Source organism: Catellatospora paridis (assembly GCF_009720365.1).
Lineage (GTDB): Bacteria > Actinomycetota > Actinomycetes > Mycobacteriales > Micromonosporaceae > Catellatospora > Catellatospora paridis.
Genome location: NZ_ML769313.1, coordinates 113,630 through 138,596 on the forward strand (window position 1 = coordinate 113,630; position 24,967 = coordinate 138,596).

A 24,967-nucleotide genomic window follows, 5' to 3' on the forward strand; every position below is an offset into this window, starting at 1 on the left:
CTGCCCGTCAGATGATGTCCAGATGCATGCACGATCTGTGCTGCCGATGTTCGCGCAGCGTTACAACCGCTTGCTGGACGCGATCCAGCCCGGCGGCGTGCGCCAGACCGACGAGATGGTCGCGCGCGCCGTCGAGGTGTCCGCGCAGTACATCGGCATGCTCCGCACCGGCAAGCGCACCAACCCCGGCCACGAGCTGGTCGGGCGGATCGCCGCGCACTTCGGCGTCGACGTCGCCTACTTCCTCGACCCCGAACGTGCCGCCGCCGTCGACCGGGAGCTGGAACTGCTCGGCGCGCTGCGCGACACCCAGCTACGCCGGCTGCTGCACCGGATGACCGGCCTGTCCCCGGCCAGCCTGGACCTCGCGGCCGAGGTCGTGGAGCGCCTGCGCCTGATGGAAGGCCTCTACGACGACCAGTAAACGAACGGTAACCTGCCGGTGGCACACTTCGGCTCGCGCCGGGCCACCGGAGCCGGCGCGACGGCAGTGATTGAGGCGGTCACGTGGCGGATCACACGGCGCACCGGCCCTCCATCTCGCTCGGACTGGCAGCGAACCTGACGATCGGCGCGCTCGTGCACGTGCTCGCCGCACTCGTCTACGGCATGCTCTCACTGCTGCGGCTGGAGGGCTGCGGCGCGGCGAGCGGGCTGGCCGCGGGCTGGACCCTCGCCGTCCTGCTGGACCTGCTGCTGGGCGGGGTGCTGCTGGCGGGTGCGCTGCGTCGCACCGACGGCAACCGGTGGGCGGTGCTGGCCGGCTGGGCGGGGAGCCTGGTGCCGTTCGTGGCGCTGGCGGGTTCGGCGATGAACTTCGTCGGGAACCTGCCCGACGGATGCGCGTAGTGCCGGCGCACGAGGTCCGGCGGCTGGCCCGTGCGGCCGGCTACGCGGCATCCGAGCCGCTGGTGGTGGGGCTCTCGCGCCGGGTGTCGCCGCCGGTCTTCGTGTGCGCGAGCCCCACTGCGACCGGGCGGCCGTTCGACGAGAGCACCACCGTCTACGCGGCCTCGCTGTCCAAACAGGTCACCGCGGCGCTGGTCGCGCTGGTCATGCGCCAGGGCGGCCTGGCCGTGGACGAGCCGCTGTCACGGCGGCTGCCCGAGCTGCCCGCCTGGGCGGAGTCGGTGCGCCTGCGCCACCTGCTGCACCACGTCGGCGGCCTGCCCGACGACGATCTGGTCGACCGCGGCCTGACCGGCGACCGCACCGGGCCAGGGGTGCTGGCCGCCCTGCGCGCGCTGCCGGAGCCCGCGCGCCCGCCCGGCACCGCATACGCATACTCCAACGCCGGATACGTCTGCCTCGCCGAGGCGGTGCGCCGGGCCGCCGGGGCAGACCTGCCGGCGCTCGCCGAGGAACTGCTGTTCAAGCCGTTGGGCATGGCGGCCACCCGGTTCTGGGACGGCCCCGAGCCGGCTCCGCCGGGCGCGTCGGCGCTGTCGCCGGTGCATCCCGCGCCGCTGTCGCTGGGCGACGGCGGGGTCTGGAGCACGGCTGGAGACCTGCTGCGCTGGGCCGACGCGCTCAACGACAGCCGCCTCGGGGTCAGCGGGCTGCTGCAGGCGCCGGGCCGCCTCGACGACGGCACGACCCTGGACTACGCGTGGGGCATGGGCGTGCGCCGCCGCCACGGGCTGACCGTGTACCGCCACGGCGGGGCCTGGCCCGGCGTGCGCACGCTGCTGGCACGGGTGCCCGACCGGGGGTTGAGCGTGGTCGTCACCGCCCTCGGCGACGACACCGAGCGCACGGCGGCGCTGACCGACGGGCTGCTCGACCTGCTGCTGAGCTAATACCGGGTTTGACTTATATAAGCGTCCGCTGTAACTTCGGTCCGTGCACGCCTTCGACGTACTCGGCGATCCGGTGCGGCGCCGGATCCTCGAACTACTGGCCGGGGGTGAGCGGGCCTCCGGCGCGCTCACCGAGGTGGTCCAGGCGGAGTTCGGCATCTCGCAGCCGGCGGTCTCGCAACACCTGAAGGTGCTGCGCGACAACGGCTTCGCGACCGTGCGCGCCGAAGGCACCCGCCGGCTGTACGCGGTTGACACCACCCCGTTGCGGGAAGTGGACAACTGGCTGGACCACTTCCGCGGGTTCTGGAACCAGCGCCTCGACGCGCTGGGAACCGAACTCGCCCGGGGCCGCCGGGAACGCCGCCTGCACGAACGACAGGACAAGGAGACACCCGATGAAGGACATCACCGAGCAGCTTGAGGCGATCCGGCGCGAGGTCGCCCGGCGCGACGGCGGCGACCTGGGCGAGATGGTGGCCGTGCTGGTGCGGCGCACGTACCAGGCCGACGTCGACGACGTCTGGGACGCGATCACCAGCAAGCAGCGCCTGCCGCGATGGTTCGCCCCGGTCAGCGGCGACTTCCGCGAGGGCGGCAGCTTCCAGGTGGAGAACATGGCCTCCGGCGACATCCTTCAGTGCCGGCCGCCGAAGCTGCTGCGCATGACGTACGGCGGGCCGACCAGCATCGTCGAGGTGCGGCTGACCTCGGCCGGTGCGGACAGCACCGACCTCGAGGTCGAGCACACCGTGCCCATCGAGATGGCGGGTAGCGGCGCCGGCGCGCTCTACGTCGGCCCCGGCTGGGACCAGGGCCTGCTCATGCTGGCCCGCCACCTCGGCGGCGAGCCGAGCGACGACCCGCTCGCCGACCAGAACTCCCCGGCCGGGCAGGAGTTCTCCCGCCGCTCCATCCAGGCCTGGGCCGACGCGATCCGCGCCTCCGGCACCGCCACCGAGGACGAGATCACCGCTTCGGTCACCGCCGCCGCCACCCACTTCGCCCCCGACCTCTGACCACCCGCTCCTGATCCGTAGGTTCAGGGTTCGAGTCCCATCGGGTCCACCGGAGAGTACGTCCAGGTCGGAAGGCCTGGGCGTATTTCTTTGTCTGGGCTGTTATCTCCGCCGACGACATTCGCCCTGCCGTAGCGCGGTTGGCTCGGCGCCGGCGAGGCTGATCCGCAGTCCTTTCGACTTCGTCGAAGCAGCTTCGCGTTCGTTTCTGGCTGCCGGCAGCGAGGCGTTTGACCCTCACGTGGCGTCAGGCGGCATAGTCGGTCGCGTGGAAGAGCACTGGACCGTCGGACGCGTGGCCGAGCTGGGCGGCGTTAGCGTCCGCGCGCTGCATCACTACGACGAGATCGGGCTCGTGCGGCCGTCGGCACGGACCGCGGCCGGATACCGGGCCTATTCGGCGGCCGACGTGGAGCGGCTGCGCGAGGTGCTGGCCTACCGTCGGCTGGGGTTCGGCCTGCGAGAGGTCGCGGACTTGGTCGGCGACCCGTCCATCGACGCAGTCGCGCACCTGTATCGATTGCGCGGCCTGCTGCTGGAGCGGCGCGATCGCGCTGATGCGATGGTCGCGGCCATCGACAGGGAACTCGAGGCACGAGCGAGGGGACTGACGGTGACACCAGAAGAGCAACTGGAGATGCTCGGTGCACGGCTGTATGACGCGATCGGCGGTGCCTACACCGCGACACGGCGCACTGAGCCGCGGATCGCTGCGCAGATCTGGGACGCGCTCGGGGACGCACAGACAGTGCTGAACGTCGGGGCCGGTACCGGCTCGTACGAGCCCTCTGATCGGGACGTGACCGCGGTGGAGCCGTCGGCGGTCATGCGGGCGCAGCGTCCCGCGGGCGCGGCTCCGTGCGTGGCAGCCGCCGCGGAGATCCTGCCGTTCGAGGACCAGTCTTTCGACGCCGCGATGGCCGTCTCCACCGTCCACCACTGGGGGGACCCGATCGCCGGGCTGCGCGAGATGCGGCGCGTGGCCCGTCGCGTGGTGGTGCTCACGTTCGACACCGACGAGCCCGGATGGCAGGACCGGTTCTGGCTGACCCGCGACTACTTGCCCGAGTTCACCACCGTCCTCGCAGAATTTCCCTCGCTTGCTGGGATGGCCGACGCAATCGGTGCCCGCGCGGAGCCGGTCCCCATTCCGTGGGACTGTGCCGACGGCCTGTTCGAGGCGTACTGGCGCCGACCGGAGGAGTATCTGGAGGATCACGTGCGCCGGGCGATGTCTGTATGGACGCGGGTCGGGCCGGAGGCCGAGCGGCGGGCGGTGCGAAGCCTCGACGACGACCTCGCCTCCGGCCGGTGGGCCGAGCGTAACCGCGACCTCGCCGACCTCGACGCGGCAGATCTCGGCCTCCGCCTGCTCATAGCTTGAACTGCGTCGCAGGCTCAACCTAATAGCGTTTCCTGGACGGCCTGCCGGTCATGGCGGCGCCAAGCGGGCATGGCGCCGCGGGCGGGCCGGCTCGCGATAATCAAGGCGTGGCCGGACATGTACATCGAGATGCGCGAGAAGTGAGTCGGGCGAAAGCGTTTCCATGAGAACGGCGCGACCGAGAGCTCGGTCGCGCCGTTGTTGGGTGCCGGACTACGCGACGCGCCGCCGGACCGCCGAAACAAAACAGGTGGCCTCTGAACAGCGTGAGTGCGGTTCGGGTTGTGCCACATCAGGTCCACCAACGCCCTCACCGGCCTTGTCGTGAGTAATTCGTCGGCGGCACCTGGTGGCCGGACAACGCCAGAGTGTTCCACGTATCGACGAGCGGCACCTCGATCCTGAGACCAGCGCGCAAAGCGCAGGTGCCGCCGATGTACTAGGCCAGCACCAACCGACTGCCCGTCCTAACGCACTCCTTCAGCATGGCGACCAGCTTCACGAGCGACGTCACCTGGTCTTTTCGCATCCATTCGCGTTCGTGGAAGATGTCGTGCAGGGCGAAGTCGCCGCTCGACCAGCGTTGGAGGATGGGCTCGACTGTCGGCAGCACAGCTCTACAGCGGGTGGCGGGGATGCCGCGGTCTGGGCGGGCGAGTAGGTCTTTGAGCGGTGAGCTGACGCCCTCCCAGGAGGTCGATCCGCCGAACTCCTCGTACTGCCTCAGCTCGATCCCTTCCTCGGCGGCGAGCAGGCTGTGGAAGACGTCGAGGTGTATGAGGCCGTAGATGAGCTGAGTCTCCTCGAGCAGTGTTCCGTCAGGGCTCTGGATGTACCACCCGGGCATCGGCTCCCTTTCGTAACGCGGCACCGCACCGTGGTCGAGACGCCGCGTCGGCCCGACCAGGAAACTGGTTTCGGCCCCAGCCGTCAAGCGGCGGCGGCCATGCCGTAGGTCGCGGCAACCCCAGGGGACCGCCTCAAAGAGCCGCTTACCACTGGACCGCGCATAGTGAAAAGACCCTCTCGCTCGTGGCCTGAGCGAGAGGTCCTGTCGGAGTTGCCCGCTAGTCGGTGGGTGGCTTAGGCCAGGGGTGGCGCGGACTGATGATCTTCACGATCCCTTCCATCAACGCCCAGCTCCCCGGCACGTCGACATTCGAGTTGAGCATCACGACCATGGTGGTCTGCTCGGCGGGCAGGTAGTACGGATACGTCATGTAGCCGGCGATGTTGCCGTTGTGGCCGAGCCAGCCGTTCTGGTTCTCGATCGCCAGGCCGTACTGAGCGCCCTGTCCCTCCTCCGGCGCGGGCAGGAACTGATTGCGCTGCTGGAGCATCTCGGGTGTGAGCAGCTTGCCCGTGGCCAGATCTTGGGTCCAGACGCGGACGTCGTCGAGCGTCGACACCATCTGACCCGCCGCCCATCCCCATGAGGAGTTCCAGTCCGTGGCGTTCACGGTCGCACCGTCGGCGGCTTTCGCGTAGCCCTGGGAATGGGGTGAGGGGAAGTCGGCGCCGGGAGGGAAGGCAGTGCTCCCCAGCCGTTCCGGTTTCAGGATGTGCTGGTCGATGAATGCTTCGATCGACTGGCCGGAGACCTTCTCGACGACGAGCCCCAGCAGCACGGTGTTGGTGTTGGAGTAGTCGAACTTCGTGCCCGGCTCGAAGAGCAGCGGCCGGCTGAAGCTGACGGCGAGGAGCTCCTGCGGCGTCCACTGGCGATCGGGCTCGCTCGACAGGCCGGCGATGGTCACGTCCGCGTAGTTGAAGAGCCCGCTGCGCATCGCGGCCAACTGACGCAACGTGATCACATCGCCGCTCGGAACACCGGGCACGTACCGGTCGATCGGGTCGTCGAGTCCGAGTTTGCCCTGCTGTGCCAGCTGCAGCAGGGCAGTCACGGTGAACGTCTTGGTGAGGCTGCCGATACGCATGTGGAGATCTGGGGTCATGGGCTGTCCGGTGCTCGTGTCCTGGACACCGAACGCCCGTATGTATGGGGCCTTTCCCTCCTGCCAGACACCGACGATCGCGCCCGGAACCGAGGCCTGCCGCATCAGCTCGGGAACCGCGGCGGTGAGCTGGGCATCCCGGTCAGCCGACCGCCGGCCGTCTCGGTCGACCGGCTGAAGGGTCGACTGGGCACATCCGACCAGGGCTGTCACCACGATCGCGGCCACCCCGACCACGCTCTTCCGCCACATCGAGAATCTCCTCCGAGACCGCGTTCCGATCGGCGCCGCCATGCACGCCTCGGTGCCCGAACGGTCTTGAATCTCATCAAATCATCACAGATGGCGCTTGGTCACCGGGTCACGGATTTTCACTGCTGACCACGTGGAAACGACGACCGATGACGCCACACCCATGCAAAGAGGGTGGGAGCGCGCCGGTTCACGCTGCGAGAATGTCCTTGCGGATCGGCCTTCTGCGGCGAACGATCAGCGCCGTGTCGATCGTGGGTATGGATGCCGAAGTCCCGGCTGGCAGAATCGTCGTCGTCATCGATGTCATCCGGGCTTTCACGACGGCCGCGGTCGCCTTTGAGCGTGGCGTGACAGAAATTGCCTGCGCGCCGTCGGTCGAGGTCGGCCGAGGTCTCCGGCGGCTGCACCCGGATCGTCTTCTGGTCGGGGAGGCCAACGGGCTCAAGCCCCCAGATTTCGACTTCGGGAACTCGCCGTTCGAGATGTCGACGGCGCAGCTCGACGGCCGACGTTTGATCCAGGCGACATCGAACGGCACGCTCGGGCTCGCCCGGTGTCCGAACCCGGCGGCACTGCTCGCGGTGTCAGCGGTAAACGTCGGCGCCACCGCCCGGTGGATCGCTTGCAACCACGCCGACGTTCCGTACACCCTCATCTGCACTGGGCGGACCGCTGAGGACTGGGCCTGTGCGAGGTACCTGGCCGGCCTTCTCGACGGGTCGGCGCCGGCACGGGCGGACCTGGTCACGGGCATCATGGACGGCGCCACCGAGCATGCTCACCACTATGCACAACTACCCGCCTCCGAGCGCCCTGATGTTTCCAGGGACCTCCGCTTCTGCTGCGATGTCGACCGGTCCTCCTTCGCCATGGTCGGTGAAGTCCACAAGGACCACGTAGTTCTCGTCAAGGTGCCATGCTGAATCGGCGCGCCCTCCGGCCTGTCAGCGATACCAGTAGCTGTGCGACGAGCGGAGCTGCCCGCGCGGCCTGGTTGGCGATGGTGTTCGGCATGAGGCACGGCATGCCAGAACTCCCTGGCCGGGCAGAAACCGCAGTGGTCCCAGGAGATGGCCAGCGGGCTGCGGCGCAGCCGAGGCAGGCCCACCTCGACACTGTTCACACTCGCCAAGCGCTTGAACATGCTGCAGTGAGCCGTCGCTAAACTTGCCCGGTGGCCGAACCGGAGACCAACTCGTTTGCCACCCCGCGGCTAACCGCAGGGGCACTCTTCGTCGACGCGGCAGGTCGCCCGCTGCTGGTCAAGCCAAGCTACAAGCCCGGATGGGAGATCCCCGGCGGCTACGTGAACATCGGCGAGTCTCCGCTGGCCGCATGCCACCGGGAGATCGTCGAGGAACTGGGCAGGTCATTGCCGGTCGCGCCGCAGCCGCTTGTCGTCGACTGGGCTCCGGCCGCGAACGAGGGCGACAAGGTGCTCTTCATTTTCGATGGCGGCGAGTTGAGCGAGGCAGATCTCGTGGCGATGGCCTTCGCAGACGGCGAGATCACCGAGGCGCGATTCGTCGATGTGAGCGCTCTCGACGACCACCTGCCCCTTCGCCTCGCCAACCGGATGCGGCTCGCCCTCGAAGCGAGACTGCAGCACCGTTGTGTATACGCCGAGCATGGTCGACAACCCTGAGCCTGCGTATGCGAGCAAGCCACTCGAAGTCGGCCCGGTCACCGGCAGCAGATCAGCTGTGACCAGCGGAAACCGGTTCACGCTCCGCTGACCACGGCCGCACCACGCCGCAGCGATCTTGCGTGAACTGCAGGTTCGACACGCACGTCCGGCAGAACGGCAACAGGTCGCGCGAGATCGACGCAGCGGCTCGCCGCGGTGTCCGGCTGCTGGTGTACGTTGCCCGCCATGCCGATCCCCGCCACGAACGCCGTCGACCAGAGTTCCGGCGACTGGCCGACGCTTGAGGCGGCGCTGGAGCGCAACTCGATCGAGGACGTGGTCGGCTGGTTGGCCGGGGCCGCTGAACCCCGACGGCTGGCGGCGTTTGTGCACCTCGCCGGGTATGTGCGCCGCAACAAGGAGCAGCCGTCCTGGTGGCACCCCCGCAAACCGGCCGTCCTGGCACTGGCCGGAATCGGCTGCGCGCCCGACGCGCACCGCGCCGCGGCCGCGGTGTTCGCCCACGGGGCGTGGCGCGACGGCACTTACATGCTCCCGGCGGAGGTTGCCATCGCGGTGCTGCGTGAGCGCGCTGTCACCTGGTTGCCCGAACTTGCGGCCGGAGTCGTGGCGGGATTGGACGCACGCCCCTGGGACGAGTGGCTGCTGGCCGACGCGCTCGTACGGGAGGCGGGGCTGCCGGTGCCGGTGGAGCCGTCGTTCGCGATCGGCTGGTGGCGGCACGTCCACCGCGGCGAGGAGGCATACCGGGCACTGGCGGACGACCCGTACCGGCCGGTGCTGCTGCCGCTCGTGCTGCAACACGAAGAGTTCGGCGAGGCACTGGCCCGTGGGAGCGCCCGGATCGAGGACACGTTGCGCCGGCTCGCCGCCGCCGACCCGGCGGCCGCCACCGTCGTGCGCTCAGGCTGCCGGGCCCGGCTGCTGCTCGGCGGTTCGCCCGGTGCGGTGCGGCCGTACACCCGCCTGCACGACGCGATCCCGGCCGAGGCCGGTGACCTCGCCGACGGACTCACCGACTATCTCTGCCTGCTGCACTCGCCGCACAGCACCGTCGTCGGCCTGGCCCAACGCGCCCTGTGCGCCGCAGACGAGGCTGGCCTGCTCGAACTCGACGCCCTGCGCGACATCGCGGCGACCATGCTCGCCCGCGACGAGAAGAAACTGCGTCAGGCCCAGCAGGTATGGCTGCGCGCCGCCGCGCGCCGCCGCCCGGCCCACCGCACCGAACTGCTCGCCCTGCTCGACCCGCCCGCGGTCGCGGAGGAGCCGCTGCAGCCGCAGCCGGCACCCACGCCGCAGATGGCGGCACTGCATCGCGTCACCACGATCGCCGAACTCGCCGAAGAGGTCGCCGCACTGCTCCATGGTGACCTGACCCCGGTCACCATGGAGCGGGTGATGGCGGGCCTGGTCGCGGTCGCGGCCGCGGACAGGCCGGCGGCGGCCCGGGCGCTGAGCCCGGTCGTCGCGCGACACCGGGACTGGCTGAACCCCGGGTGGGCCATGGAGCAGACCCTGATCTGGTGCGCGCTGGCCGTCATGGGCGGCTCGCCGGAGCTGGCGGACGAGGCCGGGTCTGCGGTCGCCGACGCGCAGCGCCGCACGCAGGCCGGCGGGCCGCTCGCACCGCTGCACCCGCACGGCAACCTCAGCCCCGCCTGGCTGCTGCAGCACCGCCTGGCGGAGCTTGCCGTGCACGGCCCTGCCATGCCGGTTCCCGTCCTGCTGGCGACCCCGACCGCGGCCAATGGCCACCTCGACCCGGCCGAACTGGCCGACCGGCTGGCCCGATACGAGCAGGCGGGTCACGAGCCCTGGCCGACGGACCTGGCCCAGGCGCTGCTGCGGCTGCCCAGAGTGGTCGACCCGGCCGCGGTCACCGCAGCCGGGCGGCTGCGCTCGCGGGTCGGGATCGCCCTGGCCCAGCGGCTGCGCGACGGCCACCCGGACCCGGTCGCCACCCGCCTGGTGCAGGCGCCCGGCCTGTGGGGCAACGGACCGGCGGCCCGCGGCGTGGTGTCGCTGACCCCGCCAGCCGACGCCGGCCCCGTCGAACGCAAGTTGTTCACCCTCAAACCACCGCAGCGTGTCGGGCACCAGCCGGCCGGCGATCCCGCCACCTGGGCGGCGATGCTGCCCTCACATCGCGAGGTGGTGGCCGCATGGTCGCTGCCGAACGTCGCGGCGGGCGCCGACACCGGCCCGGGTGGCGGCGTCGCGCTGCTGCTGCCGATGCTCGCGGAAACGAGCGGGCCCATCGGGCCTGCGGTCACGCTGGCTGTCGCGTACGCGCTCGCGGCCGGGCACGCCGTGAGCCGGGCCGCGGCTGTGGACGCCCTCATCGGCTTCGACGCGGCACTGGACCGCGCCGCGGTCGGCCGGGAGTTCGGCTGGCTCGGCGCGGCCGGGCTGGTGAAAGCCAAACGGGCCGCCGCCACACTGAACGACGCCGCACGAGCCGGTGCGGTCGCCGGGGTGTGGGAACTGTGCCGGGCCGCGCTACCCGAGCTGCTACGCGCCGATAACCCGCAGCCCGGTGTCGCCGACGTGGTCGAGGTCGCCTGCCGCTGCGCCATGGCGCTGGGCGTACGTGGTCCTATCCCGATGGTCGACGCGACGGCCGCCCGCGGCGGTTCGAGCCGCGTGGTCGTCGAGGCACGTAAACTGGCCGCAGCACTGGCCTGGTAGCCGCTTCGACCCCTCCGATCCGGCGGTCGCGAAGTGATCGGCGCGGGCGGGCAACCGGCACGTGCCGTTTCGAGTCGACGAGGCCGGCAGCTCGGTGAAGCTGATCGGGACATCACGGTCGGCGGTGACAAGCGGATTGCACGGGTCGCCGCTTGTTGACCCGGGCCGTCACCCGGTGCCGAAGGGGCCTGCAAAGCGGCCGCGAGCGCGGCCGGGCTAGCGTGGTGCCCATGCCGGAACGTCACTCGCACTGCTCCTACTGCGGCAGCGCCTACGCCGCCGACCTGGCCTGGCCACGCCGGTGTGCGGCCTGCGAGCAGGTCAGCTATGTGAACCCGGTGCCGGTGGCCGTTGCTGTGCTGCCGGTCGGTGACGGGCTGCTCGGCGTGCGGCGCATCATCCCGCCCGGGGCGGGCCGGGTGGCGCTGCCCGGCGGTTTCATCGATCTCGGTGAGTCATGGCAGGCGGCGGTGGTCCGGGAGCTGTGGGAGGAGACCGGGACCCGCGCCGATGCGGCCGACGTGAGCCTGTACGACACGCTCAGCGCTCCGGACGGCACCCTGCTCGTGTTCGGGCTGCTACCGCACCGCGACGTCGCCGACCTGCCCGCGCCGGTCGCGAACGAGGAGTCGGCCGGCTGGGAGCTGGTCACCGACGCCACGCCGCTCGCCTTCAGCCTGCACACCGCGGTCGCGGCCCGTTACTTCGCCTCGTCGAAGGCCTGAGTCGTACGCCGCCTGCGGCCGTGTCATCCGACCACGAGCCGCAGTGGCTGCGCCCGGGGGCTGTTCAGACGGTCGAGTGCGGCGGATGTCGCGGCGTCGGCGGGCAGGTGGACGATCAGACGCTGGTCGTCGTCGGCGGACAGTTCGAGCGTCTCGTACGCCAGCCGCAATGTGCCCACCTCGGGGTGGGCCAGCCGGAGGACGCCGCTGGACTTCGCCAGCGCGGCAACGGCGTCGACCCGCCGGGTGAAGGCGTCGCCAGCCGTGACCGTCAGCTCGTCCGCCAGGGCGGCCAGGTGCGGGTCTGCCCGGAACGGGCCCTCCTTGAGCCCGGCCACCTGCTCGTCGGCGACGTGGTCCCAGTCGGGGTAGGCGCTGCGTGCGCGGCTGTCGGTGAACACGAACCGGGCGAGGTTGGGCGCTGCCGCGTCCAGCAGGCCGACCGGCCCGGCCAGCCGGGCGAAGCCCGCGGTGTGGGCGAGGACGTCGCTGAGCCGGTTGAGCAGCACGGCCGGGGTGGGCTCCAGGCGGTCGAGCAGGGCCTGCACGGTGGGGCGCACGGTGCGCGCCGGGACGGTCTCGCCCCGGCAGTTGTAGCCGGGGTCGGCCGCCTTGGTGAGGCGGTGCAGGTGCACGCGTTCGCCGGCGGTCAGCCGCAGCGCGTCGGCGAGGGCGGAGAGCACCTGCGGGGACGGCCGGCGGTCGCGTCCCTGTTCGAGCCGGGTCACGTACTCCACGCTGACGCCCGCCAGGGCGGCCACCTCCGAGCGGCGCAGGCCCGCGGCTCGCCGGCGGGGTCCGGTGGGCAGCCCGACCGCGGCCGGGGTGACCGCTTCACGGTGCACCCGCAGGAACAGTCCGAGTTCGTTGTCGCTCACCGTCCGAACCTAACAGCGTCGGCGTCCGGGAGCGTGGCCCTGCTGCTACCACCCTCAGCCCGGCCTCCCTGACCGCGTTTTTCCCGGCCAGAGTCATGGCAGGAAGTCAACTTCGGTCTGCGGGAGTGTGCAGTCATGGGTCGTACGGTGGCGGTCATCGGTGGAGGTTACGGGGGTTCGGCGGTCGCCAAGGCGCTGGACGCCGAGGCTGACGTCGTGCTCATCGATCCGCGGGACGCCTTCGTCAACGCGGCGGCGTCGCTGCGGGCACTGGTCCGGCCCGATTGGGCGGGCAACATGTTCTTTCCCTTCGGCACGCTGCTCACGCGGGGCAAGGTGGTCCGGGACCGGGCGGTCTCGGTGGATCCTGGTGGCGTCACCCTGGCCTCGGGCGGACGTGTCGAGGCGGACTACCTGGTCCTGGCCACCGGCTCCGGCTACGCCTATCCGGCCAAGCCCGACGCCGAGTCCACCGTCGCGGCGCTGGACGAGCTGCGCCGGACCCACAAGGAACTGAGCGGTGCGCGGCGGGTGCTGATCGTCGGTGCCGGGCCGGTCGGCTTGGAACTGGCCGGGGAGATCAGGGAGGTCTGGCCGGAGAAGCAGGTGACCGTCGTCGACCCGGTCGAGCAGCTGCTGCCGGGCTTCCAGCCGGAACTGCGCCAGGAGCTGCACCGCCAGCTCGTGGAGGCGGACATCCGGCTGCGGCTGGGGGTCGGTCTGGCGGCGCTGCCGGCGACCGAGCCGGGGCAGGCGGGCGCCTTCACCGTCACCACCACCGACGGTGACGAGATCACCGCGGACATCTGGTTCCGTGCCCACGGCGTACGGGTCAACACCGGCTACCTCGCCGACGGCCGCCTCACCACCCGCACCCCGCAGGGGCAGGTCCGCGTCACCGAGTCCCTCAACGTGCACGGGCACGACCACGTCTACGCGATCGGCGACATCACCGATGTCGCCGAGGCCAAGATGGCCGCGTACGCGATGCAGCACGCCGAGGTCGTGGCGCAGAACATCACGGCGCGACTGCGAGGCGAGCAGCCGACGGCCTACTACCGCCCGGCACCCGATCCGATGATCCTGCTCCCGCTCGGCACGCAGGGCGGTGTCGGCCAGTTCCCCACACCCGACGGCCCAGCCGTCGTCCCGGCCGCGACGGTCGCCGAATACAAAGGCGCCGACCTGTTCACGGGCCGCTTCGCCGAGTTGTTCGGCACGGCCTGAGTCCGCTAGGCGGTCGCGGACGGCGCGCGCCGGCCATGAGGTTGCGTGGCCGGCGGCCGCACCTGCCGGGCGGTCACGCGGGGGTGGGGACACCTCCGGTGACCGTGCCGGTGGTGCGGGCCTGCTCGGCGGCCCAGACCACGCGGTGGCTGGCCAGGCTCGCGGCGGCGTCGGAGTGCAGCGCGGACGCGTCGCCGCCAGCGACCGCCTTGAGGAAGGCGTCCATGATGGCGTCGTCGCCGCCGCCGTGGCCGTCCCCGGCGGTGCCGTCGGCCAGGGTGCCGGTGTCGATGGTGCGCTGCTCGCCGGTGCGGAAGTCGGTGACGTGCAGCAGGCGGCCGTCGCCGTCGACGTAGCCGTGGGTGCCGAACAGCCGGGTGCGGCGGAGCTCCATGGGCGTGAACGCGGTCATGGTGAACGTGCAGGTCGCGCCGTCGGGGAACTCCATCGCGACGACCTGGTGGTCGACGACGTTGTTGTCGCTGCCGTAGACGCAGCGCCCGTACGGTCCGGTGCGCAGCGCGGCGTCGATGCCGGCCTCGGTGTGGTCGGTGGTGACCGCCGACAGCGGCCAGAACTCGCGGGCCGGGTCGCCCAGGCAGGAGCGGTAGAGGCGGGGCGCGGAGTAGGGGCAGCTCCGTTCGAGCGGGCAGTCCAGGCAGTTGTCGGCTGCTTCGGCCGGGCGCTGCTCGGCCCGGAAGTGGGCGAGCCCGCCGAACGAGCTGACCCGGCTGGGGGCCGCGCCGATCAGGTAGAGCAGCCAGTCGATGTCGTGGCAGGACTTGGTGAGCAGCAGGGGCGCGGAGGTCTCGGAGTTGTTCCAGTGCCCGCGCACGAACGAGTGCGCGAAGTGCCACCATCCGATCGGCTCCAGGTGCTGCACGTTGACGAGCTTGCCGATCGCACCGCCGTCGAGCAGGCCTTTCAGCGCCCGGGTGTAGGGCGTGTAGCGCAGCACATGGCAGACGGCGAGCATGACCCCGGCCGCGTCGACGGCGGCGGCGATGCGCAGCGCGTCGGGCTCGGTGGTGGCCATCGGCTTTTCCAGGAGTATGTGATAACCCAGCCCGGCGAAGGCCACGGCCGCGTCGGCGTGCATCCGGTCCTGGGTGGCGATCACCGCGGCGTCGCCGAGCCGTCCGGCGGCGGCGAGTTCGGCCCAGTCGGTGAACACCTGGTCGGCCGGCACGCCGAACTCGGCGGCGAACGCCGCGCGGCGGTCGGGGTCCGGTTCGGCGACGGCCACCACCTGGGCCGTCCCGCTGGCGGCCGCGCGTCGGGCGTATCCGATGCCGCGCAGTCCGGCACCTGCCACGACCAGCCGTACCCCGTCTACAGTCATCTCAGCCATCCCGTGGAGGAGTTACTTTTGAAGGTCTCCATAATTAGTAACATGGCAGCGCGGTGTGCAAAAGGGGGCCGGTGGTGACCGAACAGCTCGCAGGTGGGGATCTATCGCGGTTGCGGCAGCTCAACGCCCTGGCCGTGGTGCACGTGCTGCGCGGCCGACCGGCGTTGACGCTGACCGAGTTGTCGCGCGACACCGGTTTGTCCCGGCCCTCCACCGAGGACGTGGTGCTGCAGCTGCAGAACCAGGGCTGGCTGGAGGAGGTGCAGCCCGCGGCCGGCGGGATGGGCCGCCCGGCCCGCCGCTACCGGTTCCGGTCCGACGCCGGCTGGGTGCTGGGCGTCGACATCGGCGGGCACACCATCCGGGTGCTGGCCGCCGACCTGGACGGCGAGGTCAGGCACACCGTGCGCACGCCGGTGGCGATCACCGCGGGCCGGGCCGAGCGCCTCGGCGCGGTCGACGCCGCGGTCGCCGAGTGCCTGGCCGCGGCCGGGCTGACCGGCGCGGACATCTGGGCGACCACGGTCGGCACCAGCGGCCTGGTCGACGCGGCGGGCCGGGTCGTGCTGTCGGTGGCGTTCCCGGAGTGGACCGGGGTGCACCTGGCCCAGCACGTAGGTCGCCTGGTCGGCGGCACGGTGCTGGTGGAGAACGACAGCCGGCTGGCCGCCCTGGCCGAGACCTGGCGCGGCGTGGCCCGGTATGCCCAGCACGTGGTCTACCTGCTGGCGGGCCTGCGCACGGGCACCGGTCTGATCATCGACGGCAAGCTGCACCGCGGGTTCGCGCAGGCGGCCGGCGAGATCGGGGCGCTGCCCGAGCTGGGCTGGATCCGCGCGCAGGAGCACCTGCGCTCGTGGACCGGCGCACCGGCCGGGACCGACCCCGACGACCTGGCGGGATACGTCTTCGCCAGCGCCCGCGAGGGCGACCGCAAGGCGGTGGCCGTGGTGCGCCGGTATGCCAAGGAGCTGGCGCTGGGCGCGTCGGCGCTGGTCCTGGCGCTGGATCCGCAGCTGGTGGTGCTCGGCGGCGGCTTCTCCCGCTCCGCCGACGTGCTGCTCGACCCGCTGCGCCGCGAGATCGAGAAGCGCTGCGTACGCATCCCGGAGATCCTCACCTCGACGCTCGGCGACGAGTCGGTGGCGCTCGGCGCGGTGAAACTCTCGCTCGAACATCTGCAGGAGCATCTGTTCGACGTGCGCACCGGCGTGGCAGCACCGCTGCGACCTGCACGTTGATACTTCGGCATGCCGCGGCCCGCGTTCGGGTCTTGACAAACTTATTCAGGACTCCATTAATACTGGGCTAGCACATGTGACACGGGTCTCGGCGGCGCCGGATGGTGCCACGCCACCGTTCGTCCCACCGCGGCCCGGTGAATCCCCGATGACGGCTTTGCGAGAAGGGTTCCTCAGATGTGGAAAGCAGTGCGGGTAGGCGCCGCCGCGGTTCTGGCCGCCGCGCTCGCCGTGACCGCCGCGGGTTGCGGGAGCGACGAGCCCGCCGCCAGTGACGAGAAGGTCACCCTGTCGTATGCGGTGTGGGACAAGAACCAGGTCCCGGTGATGGAGGAGATCGCCGCCGCCTTCACCAAGGACCACCCGAACATCACGATCAACGTCCAGCTCACGCCGTGGGCCGACTACTGGACCAAGCTGCGGGCCGCCGTCACCGGTGGCGCGGCACCGGACGTGTTCTGGATGAACGGCCCCAACATCCAGCTCTACGCGGACAACGGCGTGATCATGCCGCTGTCCGACAAGATCGACCAGGCCAAGCTCGACCTGACCGTCTACCCGAAGGCGCTGGTCGACCTCTACACCTTCGAGGGCAAGGTCTACGGGCTGCCGAAGGACTTCGACACCGTCGGCGTCTGGTACAACAAGGAACTCTTCGACGCCGCCGCGGTGAAGTACCCCGCCGACGGCTGGACCTGGGCCGACTTCAAGGCCGCCGCGGCGAAGCTGAGCAACCCGGCCAAGGGCGTCTACGCCGTCGGCGCCAACCTCGCCGGCCAGGAGTACTACTACAACACCATCTACCAGGCCGGCGGCAACGTGATCTCGGCCGACGGCAAGAAGTCCGGCTTCGACGACCCGGCCACCGTCGAGGGCCTGCGCTTCTGGACCGACCTCATCAAGAACAAGCAGTCGCCGGACCTCAAGACGATGACCGACACCGCCCCGCTCCAGCTGTTCGAGTCGGGCAAGCTCGCCATGTACTGGGGCGGCTCCTGGAACGTCTCGGAGTTCGGCAAGAACGAGTACACCAAGACCCGGGTCGACGCGGCCCCGCTGCCGACCGGCGTCAAGCAGGCCACCATCATCCACGGCCTGGCCAACGTGGTCTCGGCCAAGACGAAGGCCCCCGCGCAGGCCTGGGAGTTCGTGAAGTTCCTCGGCTCCAAGCCCGCCGCCGACATCCTCGGTAAGAAGGGCCCGATCCCGGCGTACACCGGCACCCAGGACGCCTGGCTGGCCGCCAACGCGCAGTTCAAGGGCAAGGTCTTCCTCGACGCGGTGAGCTACGCGGTGCCCTACCCGGTGTCGCGCAACACCGCGGCCTGGAACGACGAGGAGTTCAAGCAGCTCACCAAGGCGTACACCGGTGAGGTGACCGTCGAGGCGGCCGCCAAGGAACTCGCCACGCAGATGAACGCCCTGCTGGCGAAGGAGTAGCACCGCATGACAGCAACCGTGACGGGCGCCGCGGACGACGTCCGCACCGCGGTGCCCGCCCCGGTGCCCGCCCGGCGGCGACGTCGCTGGCGCCACCGGGGAGCCGAAGCCGCCTGGGGATACCTGCTCATCGCCCCCACCGGGCTGGGCCTGGCCGTGTTCTACCTGTGGCCGGTGCTGCAGACCGGCTACTTCTCCTTCACCGAATGGGGCCCGTTCGGCGGGCACGAATGGGTCGGGCTGGACAACTACCGCACCCTGGCCGCCGACGACGAGGTGCTGACATCGCTGCGCAACACCGTGGCGTACACCCTGCTCGGGCTGCTCGGCATCCCGCTGGCGGTGCTGTTCGCGGCGCTGCTCAACCGGCCCCGGCTGCGCGGCGTGTCGGCATACCGGGCGCTGTTCTTCCTGCCCGTGGTCACCATGCCGGTGGCCGTGGCGATGGTCTGGCGCTGGCTCTACAACGGCGACTACGGCCTGATCAACTACCTGCTGTCGCTGGTGGGCGTCGAGGGCCCGCACTGGATCGCCGACCCCGCGACCGCGCTGTACGCGCTGGTCGCCGTCGGAATCTGGACCAGCCTCGGCTACAACATCGTCATCTTCCTGGCCGGCATGCAGGCGATCCCGCGCGAGTACTACGAGGCCGCGGCGATCGACGGGGCCGGGGCGCTGGCGCAGTTCCGCCGGATCACGCTGCCGCTGCTGTCACCGTCGCTGTTCTTCGTGTCGGTGCTGTCGGTCATCGGCTCGCTGCAGCTGTTCGACCTGGTGTACGTGATGGGCGGCAGCGGCCAGTCGGCGCGCGCCAACCCGGCCTTCCCGCGCATCCAGACCGTCGTGCACCTGTTCTACGACAAGGCGTTCTACACCAACGACCGGGGATACGCCGCCGCGATCGTGATGGCGCTGCTGGTGCTCATCGTGACGCTGACGGCGATCCAGTTCCGGCTGCAGAAACGGTGGGTGCACTATGGCTGATCCCGCACGCCGCGGTGGGCGCACCGCGACCCACGTCACGCTGCTGGTCGGCGCGGCGGTCATGGTCGGCCCGTTCCTGTGGCAGTTCCTGACGTCGCTGAAGACCCTCACCAACGCCACCCGGGTGCCGCCCACGTTCGTGCCCGACTGGCGCTGGTCCAACTACGCCGACGTGTTCGAGCTGCTGCCCTTCGGCCACCAGATCCTCAACACCGTGCTGATGACCGCCGCCCGCACCGCCGGGCAACTGCTGTTCTGCTCCATGGCCGCGTACGCGTTCGCGCGGCTGCGCTTCCCCGGCCGCGGCCTGCTGTTCGGGATCTTCCTGTCGGTGCTGATGGTGCCGCCGCCGCTGTTCGTCATCCCGCAGTACGAGATCATGGCCGACCTCGGCTGGCTCAACAGCCTGACCGCGCTCATCGTGCCCGGCCTGTTCTCCGCGTTCGGCGTGTTCCTGCTCCGGCAGTTCTTCCTCGGCCTGCCCAAGGAACTCGACGAGGCAGCCCGGCTCGACGGGGCCGGCCCGCTGCGCATCTACTGGTCGGTCATGCTGCCGCTGGCCAAACCCGGCCTGCTCGCGCTGGGCATCCTGACCGTGCTGTGGTCCTGGAACGACCTGTTCTGGCCGCTGATCGTCAACACCGACCCGGAGCAGATGACCCTGTCGGCGGGCCTCGCCTCGCTGCAGGGCCAGTTCCAGACCGACTACCCGGTGCTCATGGCCGGTTCCCTGCTCGCCTCGCTGCCCGTCATCGTGCTGTTCACCGTGATGCAGCGCCACTTCATCCAAGGCATCGCCTTCAGCGGCAACAAGGGCTGACACAACCCCAGATCGGAGACTACGACCATGCTGCATCGGCATGGCCGCGGACGCCTGCACCTCCGGGCGGCGGCCGTACTCGTCACACTGCTCACCGTCGCATCCGGCGCAGCACCCGCGCAGGCCGTCGCCCGCCCGCCCGACGGCATCGCCCAGCAGCTCGCGGTGCCCGCGTACTTCTACCCGGGCGGCGACGGCGCCGCCCTCTGGCAGCAGCTGAACACCCCTGGCGTCGGGATCGCGGTCGCGAACCCGTTCTCCGGCCCCGGCAAGACCCGCGACCCCAACTACGCCGCCGCCATCAGCGCCGCCAAAGCCGCGGGCGTACGCGTGCTCGGCTACGTCGCCACCGGCTACCTCGGCACCACCGGCCGCGCGACCAGGCTCAACGAGACCATCCCGGCCGCCTGGGCGGCACAGGTCCAGCAGGACATCGCCACCTGGTACCGCCTCTACGGCGCCGACGGGCTCGCCGGGATCTTCTTCGACGAGGTGCAGAACGTCTGCGGCCCACAGGACACCTACATCGACACCTACCGGATGCTCGACCGGCACACCAAGCGCGCCAACCCCGGCGCGTTCACCGTCATCAACCCGGGCATCGACACCGAGCCCTGCTACGCCGACGCCGCCGACGTCATCCTCACCTTCGAGGGCACCTACGAGACCTACCTCGGCTGGCAGCCGCCGGCCTGGCACCGGGCGCTCGACCCGCGCAAGCTGTGGCACCTGGTGCACGCCACCGACACCACCGCCCAGCTCGCGAACGCGGTCGCGCTGAGCGAGCAGCGCAACGCGGGCTACCTGTACGTCACCCCGGACGTGCTGGCCAACCCCTGGGACTCGCTGCCGCCGCAGGACTACTGGACGCAGCAGCTTGCCGCCGCGTCGACTGGTGGCGGGGACACGGCCGCGCCGCGCGTGTTCGGCACGCCGTTCCCGGTCCGGACCGGCCCGACCGAGGCCGTCGTCGCCTGGCTGCCCGCCGCCGACCCGCACGGCCGGGTCACCGGCTACGACGTGCACGTCGACGGCGTGCGAGTGGCGGGCTCGGCCAGTGCGCTGCCGGTCGCCACGCTGCACGGACTCAGCCCGAACCGGACCTACCGGATCACGGTCACCGCGCACGACGCGGCGGGCAACGTCTCCGCGCCGGGCCGTGCGCTGAGCCTGACCACGGCGCGTGCCGACGCGTCGGCGCCTGCCGCGCCCGCCGGGCTGCACGCCGCCGAGACCAAGGTCGCCAGCGTACGGCTGGCCTGGACCGCGTCCGCCGAGGCGGACCTCGCGGGCTATGACGTCGAGGTCGACGGGCAGCCGCTGCTGTCGCTGCCGTCGTCGCTGGTCACGCAGGGGACCACGGTCACCGTGCCGGTCAGCGGGCTGGAGCCGGGCACGGCGTACACGTTCACGGCGTACGCCCGCGATCGCAGCGGGAACCGCTCGGCCGCCGCCGGGCCGCTCACCGTGAGCACGACGGCGCCCTCGGGCGACCCGATCAGCGACGCGTCCGGTGCCATCGCCACCGCCGACGTCACCTACCAGGCGCAGTACAACCTGCCGTTCGACTTCCACCACCTGTTCATCGACGTCGACAACGACGCGAGCACCGGGTTCGCGACCGCGGGCATCGGGGCGGACCTGCTCATCGAGAACGCCTGGTTCTACCGCCACACCGGCACCGGCTGGAGCTGGGCCCCGGTCGACGGACCGAGCCCGCTCGTGTCCAGCGACGACGACCGCTACGTCTGGCGGGTGCCCGCCGACGTGCTCGGCGGCGTGCCGGTCGGCCCGCACCGGGTGGTGTTCCACGGCTCCGGCAGCTCGCCGGAGACCTACACCGCAGTGATCACCGTCAGCTGATCCACTTTTAACAGAGGCGAGGTGCCATGAACGACAGAGCTCATCCGCACCGCACCACTTCAGCGAAACGCCGTGTCCGGGCCAGGCTGCTGGCCGGGGCGCTGGCCGCCGTCACCGCGCTGACCGCCGGGATCGTCGCCGTCACGGCGGCCCCGGCGGCCGCGGCCGGCTTCGAGATCGGCCGGACCCCGTTCTACGGCAAGGTCCCCACGCTCGGCGCGAACAGCCGCACCGCGTTCTGGTACGGCGCGCTCGACCAGGCGAAAGTCAACCAGCTCAAGGCGTACGACCTGGTGGTCCTGGAACCCACCCTGCGGGTGCTGAACGTGACCGCCGACCACTTCTACTTCGAGTCGGTCACCTCCGCGCAGGTCCAGGAGATCAAACGTGGGGTCGACGGGGTGCTCGGCAGCGCCGACGACGCGATCGTGCTCGGCTACCTGTCGGTCGGCGAGATGCTGCCGACGATCATCCCCGGCCACAGCGGGCACATGACGATCCAGAAGGGCATCGACCTGGGCCTGCTCCCGGCGGGCTACAGCGGCCCGTCGGGTCCGCTGCACGGCCCGAACCCGTGGAACTACAACGCCGCCGGCTCCTACCTCAACGTCGAGGGCGGCGCGACCCCTGACGGCACCTACGCCGACGGCTACGCCAACTACGCGGGCACCTCGATCGGCGCCAACTACTCCTCCTGGGGCAACCGCCTGACCTGGCGCAACAGCGGCGTCATGCCCTGGTACCTCGACCAGCAGGGCACCTGGGTCAACGACAGCCGCTACCTGTACGGCGGCTACTGGAAGGACGGCGACGGCACCGTCGACGTCAACCCGACCTACGGCGGCGGCTACATCAACGGCGGCGACCCGGCCTGGCAGAAGTTCGTCACGTACCAGGTCGACAAGATCGTGCACGACGGCGACTACGACGGGGTCTTCCTCGACACCGTCGACACCCCCGACCCGGTCGGCGGCGCGGGGCCGGGCATCTCCTGGGGGCCGCGCGGCAACTTCGGCTTCACCGCGGGCGGCATGGTCGACCTCGTAGAGAAGATCAAAGCGGTCGACCCGAGCAAGGTCGTGGCCTCCAACCGGGGCTACTGGTATTTCAACCCCGACGAGGGCACCTCGCAGTTCGCCTCCCGGTACCGGCACGCGATCAACATCTTCGTGACCGAGTCCTGGTACTACAACACGTACATCCCGGGCTTCTACGACACCAGCCCCGGCTTCGAGGCCAACTGGAACACCAATCCGGCCTCGCCGACCTACCGCAGCCGCGACAACTTCGGCGGCTTCTGGAAGGAGTACGTCAACGCCCAGGCCAACCAGGCCGACGGCTTCAACGTCGCCATCATCGACTTCCGGGTGCCCGCCGCGAGCACCCAGAAGTGGATGAACGAGGTCGTCGTCAACTCCGGCTACCTCGGCTACGACGTGTCGGGTGCGAACCACTTCAACTCCGCGGTGTACGACGACGCCAAGAACTGGCTCGACGCGCAGGGGCGGGCCGCGCCCAGCCAGGCCGGGGCCCACCCGACGGATCTCTACGGCGGTTTCGTGGCCGACGGGACCGTGGGGGAGTGGTCCGCGGAGACGCCGATCTTCAGCGATCCCGCGGGCGCCAACGCCAAGGGCATCACCAAGGTGTACGTGAAGTTCGTGGGCAACCGGTTCTTCATGATGGCCGAGGCTAAGCAGACGATCAGCCTGGCCCAGGAGATGATCTACTTCGACTACGACAAGGACGGGCCGTCCGGGTGGCAGCCGTCCTGGCCGACGTCGCCCGACTCGCGCCTCTACCTGGAGAACCTGAACCAGGCCTACCTGCTGCCGCACGCCGGGGCGGGCCAGGGCGACGTGTTCAAGTTCGGCAGCCCCAGCGCGCCGACCAACCGCGGCTGGCCGGTGCGGGTGGTGCAGTCCGGTACCCGGGCCGAGTTCGAGTTCGACCGCGACTACGTGTTCCCGGCCTCGATGGCGGGCACCGAGGTGTGGACGTGGCTACGGGTCGCCAACTTCGGCGGGTCCTCGGTCAAGTTCACCGTGCCCGGCGGCGGCACACCCCCGTCGCCGTCCCCGACACCGTCCAGCTCGCCGCCCCCGGCGCAACCGCCGGTGATCTCGAACGTGCAGTACGCGAACGTGACCAGCACGGGCGCGACGGTCACCTGGACCACGGACGTGGCGTCGTCGTCGGTGGTGGAGTACGGCACTTCGACCGCCTACGGTGCCACGGCGACCGGGGCGAGCAACGTGACCAGCCACTCGGTGACGCTGTCCGGACTGTCTCCGGGCACGGCGTACCAGTTCCGGGCGCGTTCGGTCTCGGCCGGCGGCACCACGAACAGCCCCAACGGCACGTTCACCACGGCCTCGTCCGGCGGCGGTTCCTATCCGGCGATCACCGTCGACGGATCCGTGGGCGACTGGGGGAGCATCACGCCCGCCATGACCGGCAGCACCACCGTGCAGTCGGTGTCGGTGGCCAACAACGCCACCAACCTCTACCTGCTCGCCCGGGGCACGGGACTCGACGTGTTCGGGCAGTTCTTCCTCAACACCGACAACAACCCCGCCACCGGGTACAGCGCCACCGGCTGGAGCAACCCGTCCGGCGCGGACTACATGCTGGAGAACGGCAACCTGTACCGGCACGCCGGCGGCGGCTGGGCCTGGACGTCGCTGGGCGCGGTCACCTTCGTCCGCAACGACACCGCCGTCGAAGCGGCGATCCCGCTGTCCACGCTCGGCCTGAGCCCCGGCGGGCAACTGCGGGCGGGCTACCTGAAGAACAACTCCGCCACCGACCGGCTCCCGGCCGCGAGCGGCACGTTCCCGGTGGTGAGCCTGCTCAACGGCTCCGGCGGCGGAGGCGGCGCGCCCGTCGTCAGCAACGTCCAGTACGCCAACGTGACCAGCACCGGCGCGACGGTCACCTGGACAACGGACGTGGCGTCGTCGTCGGTGGTCGAGTACGGCACTTCGACCGCCTACGGCTCCACGGCGACCGGGGCGAACAACGTCACCGGCCACTCGGTGACGTTGTCAGGGCTGTCTTCGGGCACGGCGTACCAGTTCCGGGTCCGCTCGGTCTCGGCCGGTGGCACGACGAACAGCCCCAACGGCACCTTCACCACGGCGTCGTCCGGCGGCGGCTACCCGGCGATCACCGTCGACGGGTCGGCCGGTGACTGGGCGAGCGTGACACCGGTGCTGTCGGGCGGCACCGGCGTGCAGTCGGTGTCGGTCACCAACAACGGCACGACGCTCTACCTGTGCGTCAAAGGCACCAGCCTGAACGTGCTCGGCCAGTTCTTCCTCAACACCGACAACAACACCGGCACCGGCTACAACGCCGCAGGCTGGACCAACCCGTCCGGCGGCGACTACATGCTGGAGAACGCCAACCTGTACGACCACGGCGGCAGCGGCTGGTCCTGGACCCCGCTGGGCGCGATGACCTTCGTCCGCAACGACACCGTCATCGAAGCCGCCATCCCCCTGTCCAGCCTGGGCCTGACCCCCGGCACCCAGTTCCGCCTCGGCTACATCAAAAACAACACCACCGACCGCCTCCCGACCGCAGGCGGCACCTTCCCGGCCGTGACCCTCCTACCCTGACCCTCTCACCGCGACGATCTTGCGCGAGCTGTGGGTGCGACACGCTCATATCGGGTGTATCGGC

The 24,967-nt window shown here is 70.6% G+C and carries 21 protein-coding genes; 17 read left to right on the plus strand and 4 right to left on the minus strand.

The window, feature by feature from the left end:
- Positions 1-22: 22 nt before the first annotated feature.
- The 6 genes from F9C41_RS05455 (at position 23) to F9C41_RS05480 (ending at position 4,202) form a co-directional block, all read left to right on the plus strand.
- Positions 23-424 carry a helix-turn-helix domain-containing protein gene (locus F9C41_RS05455; protein ID WP_155385564.1) on the plus strand — a complete coding sequence of 134 codons (402 nt, stop codon included), beginning with the start codon at positions 23-25 and terminating at the stop codon, positions 422-424.
- Positions 425-507: 83 nt separating this feature from the next.
- Positions 508-849 carry a hypothetical protein gene (locus F9C41_RS05460; RefSeq protein WP_155385565.1) on the plus strand — a complete coding sequence of 114 codons (342 nt, stop codon included), beginning with the start codon at positions 508-510 and terminating at the stop codon, positions 847-849.
- Entirely contained in the window at positions 840-1,799 is a 960-nt protein-coding gene (locus F9C41_RS05465) for a serine hydrolase domain-containing protein (RefSeq protein WP_155385566.1), read from the plus strand. The genes F9C41_RS05460 and F9C41_RS05465 overlap by 10 nt, the downstream gene beginning before the upstream one ends.
- 43 nt (positions 1,800-1,842) lie before the next feature.
- Positions 1,843-2,223 (plus strand): ArsR/SmtB family transcription factor, encoded by a 381-nt coding sequence (locus F9C41_RS05470; protein ID WP_155385567.1) that lies wholly within the window; start codon positions 1,843-1,845, stop codon positions 2,221-2,223.
- On the plus strand, positions 2,198-2,818 hold the full coding sequence (locus tag F9C41_RS05475; RefSeq protein WP_155385568.1) for an SRPBCC domain-containing protein: 621 nt from the start codon (positions 2,198-2,200) through the stop codon (positions 2,816-2,818). The genes F9C41_RS05470 and F9C41_RS05475 overlap by 26 nt, the downstream gene beginning before the upstream one ends.
- A gap of 268 nt (positions 2,819-3,086) precedes the next feature.
- The gene (locus tag F9C41_RS05480; protein ID WP_230689334.1) at positions 3,087-4,202 is read left to right on the plus strand and encodes a MerR family transcriptional regulator; all 1,116 of its coding nucleotides are present in this window, start codon (positions 3,087-3,089) and stop codon (positions 4,200-4,202) included.
- Positions 4,203-4,641: 439 nt separating this feature from the next.
- Here the strand turns inward: F9C41_RS05480 and F9C41_RS05485 are convergent, their stop codons facing one another.
- Both F9C41_RS05485 and F9C41_RS05490 read right to left on the minus strand, forming a co-directional pair.
- Positions 4,642-5,049 (minus strand): hypothetical protein, encoded by a 408-nt coding sequence (locus F9C41_RS05485; RefSeq protein ID WP_155385570.1) that lies wholly within the window; start codon positions 5,047-5,049, stop codon positions 4,642-4,644.
- A 220-nt stretch (positions 5,050-5,269) separates the two neighbouring features.
- Entirely contained in the window at positions 5,270-6,409 is a 1,140-nt protein-coding gene (locus F9C41_RS05490; protein ID WP_155385571.1) for a serine hydrolase domain-containing protein, read from the minus strand.
- 203 nt (positions 6,410-6,612) lie between these two features.
- Here F9C41_RS05490 and F9C41_RS05495 point away from each other — a divergent pair, with 203 nt between their 5' ends.
- The 4 genes from F9C41_RS05495 (at position 6,613) to F9C41_RS05510 (ending at position 11,476) form a co-directional block, all read left to right on the plus strand.
- Positions 6,613-7,335 (plus strand): 2-phosphosulfolactate phosphatase, encoded by a 723-nt coding sequence (locus tag F9C41_RS05495; RefSeq protein WP_196279633.1) that lies wholly within the window; start codon positions 6,613-6,615, stop codon positions 7,333-7,335.
- 251 nt (positions 7,336-7,586) lie between these two features.
- The gene (locus F9C41_RS05500) at positions 7,587-8,057 is read left to right on the plus strand and encodes an NUDIX domain-containing protein (RefSeq protein WP_155385573.1); all 471 of its coding nucleotides are present in this window, start codon (positions 7,587-7,589) and stop codon (positions 8,055-8,057) included.
- Positions 8,058-8,285: 228 nt separating this feature from the next.
- Positions 8,286-10,751 carry a DUF7824 domain-containing protein gene (locus F9C41_RS05505; RefSeq protein ID WP_155385574.1) on the plus strand — a complete coding sequence of 822 codons (2,466 nt, stop codon included), beginning with the start codon at positions 8,286-8,288 and terminating at the stop codon, positions 10,749-10,751.
- 230 nt (positions 10,752-10,981) lie between these two features.
- A complete protein-coding gene (locus F9C41_RS05510) occupies positions 10,982-11,476 on the plus strand; it encodes an NUDIX domain-containing protein (RefSeq protein WP_155385575.1) in 495 nt (164 codons plus the stop codon).
- A 23-nt stretch (positions 11,477-11,499) separates the two neighbouring features.
- Here F9C41_RS05510 and F9C41_RS05515 read toward each other — a convergent pair whose 3' ends face one another.
- Entirely contained in the window at positions 11,500-12,354 is an 855-nt protein-coding gene (locus F9C41_RS05515; RefSeq protein ID WP_155385576.1) for a helix-turn-helix domain-containing protein, read from the minus strand.
- 135 nt (positions 12,355-12,489) lie between these two features.
- Between F9C41_RS05515 and F9C41_RS05520 the strand changes: the two genes are divergently transcribed.
- A complete protein-coding gene (locus F9C41_RS05520; protein ID WP_155385577.1) occupies positions 12,490-13,581 on the plus strand; it encodes an NAD(P)/FAD-dependent oxidoreductase in 1,092 nt (363 codons plus the stop codon).
- 73 nt (positions 13,582-13,654) lie between these two features.
- On the opposite strand, the gene F9C41_RS05525 is transcribed toward F9C41_RS05520, so the two are convergent.
- Positions 13,655-14,923 carry a Gfo/Idh/MocA family protein gene (locus F9C41_RS05525; RefSeq protein ID WP_155385578.1) on the minus strand — a complete coding sequence of 423 codons (1,269 nt, stop codon included), beginning with the start codon at positions 14,921-14,923 and terminating at the stop codon, positions 13,655-13,657.
- 83 nt (positions 14,924-15,006) lie between these two features.
- On the opposite strand from F9C41_RS05525, the gene F9C41_RS05530 reads away from it, so the two are divergent.
- The 6 genes from F9C41_RS05530 (at position 15,007) to F9C41_RS05555 (ending at position 24,903) form a co-directional block, all read left to right on the plus strand.
- A complete protein-coding gene (locus F9C41_RS05530) occupies positions 15,007-16,173 on the plus strand; it encodes an ROK family transcriptional regulator (protein ID WP_155385579.1) in 1,167 nt (388 codons plus the stop codon).
- Positions 16,174-16,350: 177 nt separating this feature from the next.
- The gene (locus tag F9C41_RS05535; protein WP_155385580.1) at positions 16,351-17,613 is read left to right on the plus strand and encodes an ABC transporter substrate-binding protein; all 1,263 of its coding nucleotides are present in this window, start codon (positions 16,351-16,353) and stop codon (positions 17,611-17,613) included.
- A gap of 6 nt (positions 17,614-17,619) precedes the next feature.
- Positions 17,620-18,597, plus strand: coding sequence for a carbohydrate ABC transporter permease (locus tag F9C41_RS05540; RefSeq protein ID WP_155385581.1), 978 nt, complete (start codon positions 17,620-17,622; stop codon positions 18,595-18,597).
- The gene (locus tag F9C41_RS05545) at positions 18,590-19,417 is read left to right on the plus strand and encodes a carbohydrate ABC transporter permease (RefSeq protein ID WP_155385582.1); all 828 of its coding nucleotides are present in this window, start codon (positions 18,590-18,592) and stop codon (positions 19,415-19,417) included. The genes F9C41_RS05540 and F9C41_RS05545 overlap by 8 nt, the downstream gene beginning before the upstream one ends.
- Before the next feature lie 27 nt (positions 19,418-19,444).
- Positions 19,445-21,280 (plus strand): spherulation-specific family 4 protein, encoded by a 1,836-nt coding sequence (locus F9C41_RS05550; RefSeq protein WP_155385583.1) that lies wholly within the window; start codon positions 19,445-19,447, stop codon positions 21,278-21,280.
- A 26-nt stretch (positions 21,281-21,306) separates the two neighbouring features.
- Entirely contained in the window at positions 21,307-24,903 is a 3,597-nt protein-coding gene (locus F9C41_RS05555) for a fibronectin type III domain-containing protein (protein WP_155385584.1), read from the plus strand.
- Positions 24,904-24,967: the final 64 nt, after the last annotated feature.

Coding starts and splice junctions, on each gene's coding strand:
- F9C41_RS05455 (WP_155385564.1), top strand. CDS start 23: ATGCATGCACGATCTGTGCTGCCGATGTTCGCGCAGCGTTACAACCGC.
- F9C41_RS05465 (WP_155385566.1), top strand. CDS start 840: ATGCGCGTAGTGCCGGCGCACGAGGTCCGGCGGCTGGCCCGTGCGGCC.
- F9C41_RS05475 (WP_155385568.1), top strand. CDS start 2,198: ATGAAGGACATCACCGAGCAGCTTGAGGCGATCCGGCGCGAGGTCGCC.
- F9C41_RS05485 (WP_155385570.1), bottom strand. CDS start 5,049: ATGCCCGGGTGGTACATCCAGAGCCCTGACGGAACACTGCTCGAGGAG.
- F9C41_RS05490 (WP_155385571.1), bottom strand. CDS start 6,409: ATGTGGCGGAAGAGCGTGGTCGGGGTGGCCGCGATCGTGGTGACAGCC.
- F9C41_RS05495 (WP_196279633.1), top strand. CDS start 6,613: ATGTCCTTGCGGATCGGCCTTCTGCGGCGAACGATCAGCGCCGTGTCG.
- F9C41_RS05505 (WP_155385574.1), top strand. CDS start 8,286: ATGCCGATCCCCGCCACGAACGCCGTCGACCAGAGTTCCGGCGACTGG.
- F9C41_RS05510 (WP_155385575.1), top strand. CDS start 10,982: ATGCCGGAACGTCACTCGCACTGCTCCTACTGCGGCAGCGCCTACGCC.
- F9C41_RS05520 (WP_155385577.1), top strand. CDS start 12,490: ATGGGTCGTACGGTGGCGGTCATCGGTGGAGGTTACGGGGGTTCGGCG.
- F9C41_RS05525 (WP_155385578.1), bottom strand. CDS start 14,923: ATGACTGTAGACGGGGTACGGCTGGTCGTGGCAGGTGCCGGACTGCGC.
- F9C41_RS05535 (WP_155385580.1), top strand. CDS start 16,351: ATGTGGAAAGCAGTGCGGGTAGGCGCCGCCGCGGTTCTGGCCGCCGCG.
- F9C41_RS05540 (WP_155385581.1), top strand. CDS start 17,620: ATGACAGCAACCGTGACGGGCGCCGCGGACGACGTCCGCACCGCGGTG.
- F9C41_RS05545 (WP_155385582.1), top strand. CDS start 18,590: ATGGCTGATCCCGCACGCCGCGGTGGGCGCACCGCGACCCACGTCACG.
- F9C41_RS05550 (WP_155385583.1), top strand. CDS start 19,445: ATGCTGCATCGGCATGGCCGCGGACGCCTGCACCTCCGGGCGGCGGCC.
- F9C41_RS05555 (WP_155385584.1), top strand. CDS start 21,307: ATGAACGACAGAGCTCATCCGCACCGCACCACTTCAGCGAAACGCCGT.